The following is a 3,220-nucleotide window of genomic DNA, read 5'->3' as shown; positions in this document are numbered from 1 at the left end:
GCACTAAGAAATCCTCCAAAAAGAAGAGCTCTACGAAGAAAAAACAAAGAAAATCCAATAAAAAGAAGAAAAAACGCAAGAAGAAAAAGAAGAAGTGGGGTAAATTCTTTACCAAGGCACGGAAGCTGAAAAATAGTTTATCCAAGAGTAAATTGGTTAAACGGGCGAAAAAGGCAATTAAAAAAGCTGTTCTGACCACGAAAAAGGTTGTGAAAAAAACAAAGGCCACCGTGTCGAAGGCCAAGCAACAGGTAAAGACCGCAGTCAAACAAACGAAGCAGGTAGTGAAGAAACAAGTACTACCAGCGATGAAAAAAGCTGCACAAGCAACGACCAAAGCAGTGAAAAATGCTGTAAAACCTAAAAATCTGTTAAATACGCTACAAACGGGCTTAGATATAGTCGGGATGGTCCCCGTTGTAGGAGAAGTAGCAGATGGTGTGAATGGTATTATTTATGCGGCAAGAGGTGACAAGGTCAATGCGGCTCTCTCCTTTGGCGCTATGATCCCAGTAGTGGGCAATGCAGCAACAGCTGGTAAATGGGTCAATAAAGGTGCGAAGGCAGCGAAGGGTATCAGTGAAAGTGCTCAAAAAGCGAATAAAGGCCTTTTAGGCAATGTAAAAGAAAAAGTCAACAAGCAAGTCTCAAATGTAAAAACGCAGATCCAAGCCAAAGTAGACGAAGTCAAACAACAGCTGCGTCAGCTGCGACCACCAGAGATGGAGTTAGCAGGAGCAGGTGTAAACGTTAGACGCATAGAGGATACAGGAACGGTTGGAAAAAATACGTCCTCCTCGAGTCCGAAGCCATCTAATTCCCAACCACCACAAAATGGCTCGAATAAAAAGCCTGATGAGAATAAGGGTACGGGTAATGCTAATCATCCTATAAGGACTTATAGAAATGCAGATTTGAAAAAATTAGAAAAAAAATATACTGCTGACCCAAGAATTACAGTAGAAATGCCATATGTGGGTAAGGGTAAACCAGGAACCAATGCAGAAGGTTGGTTACGTGATAAAGACTTTTATTGGAAAGAAATAATGAATAAACATCCAGAAAGTTTAAGTAAAGCAAATAAACAAAAAATTGATTTAGGTTTCGCTCCTATAAATGATAAAACATTTAGGGAACATTTCCCTCAATATGATATGAAGGAATTATATAATGATAAATTAATCCATCATCACGTAGGTGGGGGTGGCCAAGCAGTTGCAGTGCCTTCAAAGTTACACCCAGGAACAGGTGGTATTCATAATGCCGAAAAAGCTGCAGGTGTTTGGGGAAATGATAGTGAGTATGCTAAATTACTTGAAAAATTTTTAAATAAGTAAAGGGTGATAATTTTGTCAACAAAAGAAGCAATGCAGATATACTTTCAGATGAGGAAAGAGGTGGCTGCAGAAGGTTTAGATTTTTTATTTAAAACACCAGTTAGTAGTGATGATAATCTAATAATTTATGAAGGTGAAGCTGATGAGGATGAATATATCTCATGGAAACCTGTAGAAATGGCTGTTTCACAAAATTTTACAAGATTAGAAGATGAATTTGATATAAATTTGCATAAATCAATAGTTGATTATTTTAACTCATATTGGTTTGCAGACTTAGATGGATTTTTTAAGGAGCACTATATTACATTAGAACCTGTCCTACCGAGCACTGGCCTAAGTTCCTTCCGAGAGTCTTTGAAAGGATATAAAAAAAATCACGGTGATAGTTTAGAAAAGGTACCTATTGGAATTGAGGGAAATGGTTTGTTAGTGGTTATTGAGAACAATAGTGGAATAATTCAATTAGAAGATTTTGAAAGAGGTACATTTGAGTATATTGCTGAGAATGTTCAAGAATTAATAGGAAATTTAAGATTAAAAAGCTAACATTTTATTTATTGTCAATTTATTTCACCAAGGATGAGTGAATAATTATAGATAAAAAGCTAACTTTTAATGAATTAGTTGAACTAGTAAATAAAATATGTAATCCTAAGCTGTCTGATGAAGAAGTAAGCGAATATATAGAAATTTTAGAAGATAATGTTCCTCATCCAGCCCCTAGTGACTTAATTTTTTGGAATGAAGAGGATTTATCACCAGAAGAAGTAGTGGAGATTGCCTTAGCGTATGAAGAAGAAAAATAATTGTATTTAGAACACGTATTAGGAGAACCTTGATGAACTTGAGCAACTTGGTAAATTGGAATATGAGTTTTTACCAGAAAAAATAAAGGAAGTGAACAAAATTATTTCATCTAAAGGGTATGGCTTATTTTCTTATCCAACTACAGGAGATTATTATGCATTGTTCATTTCGATTCTATCAAATAAAATAGAGCTACTAAAAATTGAATTAGTTAAGAATGTCAATATACCTTTAAATGAAAGGTATATACAGTTGTATGACTAGCTATGAATTTTGTCTTACTTCCATGTCCTAATAGGATACTTTGTCAAAACAAATAGTTAAAGGTAGAAACGTTGTTCTAACAGCTTTTCTACCTTTTTAATTTCATATAATACGTGAATAAAAAAGGGATACATTCAAAAAAGAAATTATATAAGAAGTTAAACAAACAACGCTAGGGGTAAAACCATAAAAATGGATTGGCTAACCATATACGGCAAGGGAATAGTGGCTTTTACAGCCCACCAGAGGAAGGAGATAGCGTCCACCTAACCTTCCCAACACATCGAGAGGAAGCAGCGTTTGTTCGTCATAGTGTACGAAAGGGTGGCGAGTCCAACCCGAAAACAGCTGATCCCAAAACGTCTTACTGGGGTACACCAAAAGGGAAGGAAATGAAGCTAGACCCACAGTCCGTAACATTTACCGCCAAGGAGGGTGCCGTCTTTCTGCAGCTCCATCAGGATAGCGGCATCACTGTGCATAGTAAGTCCTCCTTGCTGGTCAAAGCCAACGACACGATCACCTTTGCCGGAAAACGTGTGTCCATGAGTGCAGCGGAGTCGATGCGTTTCACATGCGGCTCAAGCAGTCTTGTATTTGATGGCAATACCGATATTCAGGGACAGGTAGTGACGATGGATGGCTCCATTAAAGCCCCTGTATCTGTCGCTGCGCAAGAAGAGGAAGCAGACCTGGAGGCAGCCCTAGACGTCATGGGGATGATCCCTGTTGGTGGGGGTGATGCTTAATGGGTCTATTAGGATTAGCAGGAAGCTTACTAGGGATGATTCCGAAAGTAGGCTCTCCAA

Annotated in this window: 4 protein-coding genes; all 4 read left to right on the top strand. The window is 37.9% G+C overall.

The annotated features are described in order from the left end of the window. On the top strand, window positions 1-1,337 hold a 1,337-nt coding region (locus tag NY607_RS24080; RefSeq protein WP_259420584.1), incomplete at its 5' end, for a hypothetical protein. A gap of 30 nt (window positions 1,338-1,367) precedes the next feature. After that, window positions 1,368-1,886, top strand: coding sequence for a SecY-interacting protein Syd (locus tag NY607_RS24075; protein WP_036074957.1), 519 nt, complete (start codon window positions 1,368-1,370; stop codon window positions 1,884-1,886). A 47-nt stretch (window positions 1,887-1,933) separates the two neighbouring features. After that, window positions 1,934-2,146, top strand: a complete 213-nt coding sequence (locus NY607_RS24070) for a bacteriocin immunity protein (protein ID WP_081977429.1) — start codon at window positions 1,934-1,936, stop codon at window positions 2,144-2,146. A 462-nt stretch (window positions 2,147-2,608) separates the two neighbouring features. After that, complete coding sequence (locus NY607_RS24065) at window positions 2,609-3,160, top strand: hypothetical protein (protein WP_259420583.1); 552 nt, start codon at window positions 2,609-2,611, stop codon at window positions 3,158-3,160. The last annotated feature ends 60 nt before the right edge of the window (window positions 3,161-3,220 follow it).

Source organism: Lysinibacillus sp. A4, assembly GCF_024919535.1.
GTDB classification, from domain to species: Bacteria; Bacillota; Bacilli; order Bacillales_A; family Planococcaceae; genus Lysinibacillus; species Lysinibacillus capsici.
Note: the sequence above shows the minus strand (reverse complement) of the source record. Positions and strands in the feature narration are given on the sequence as shown.

Bases quoted from the DNA above. Each gene is read 5' to 3' on its own strand.
- NY607_RS24075 (WP_036074957.1), top strand. From the start codon at position 1,368: ATGCAGATATACTTTCAGATGAGGAAAGAGGTGGCTGCAGAAGGTTTA.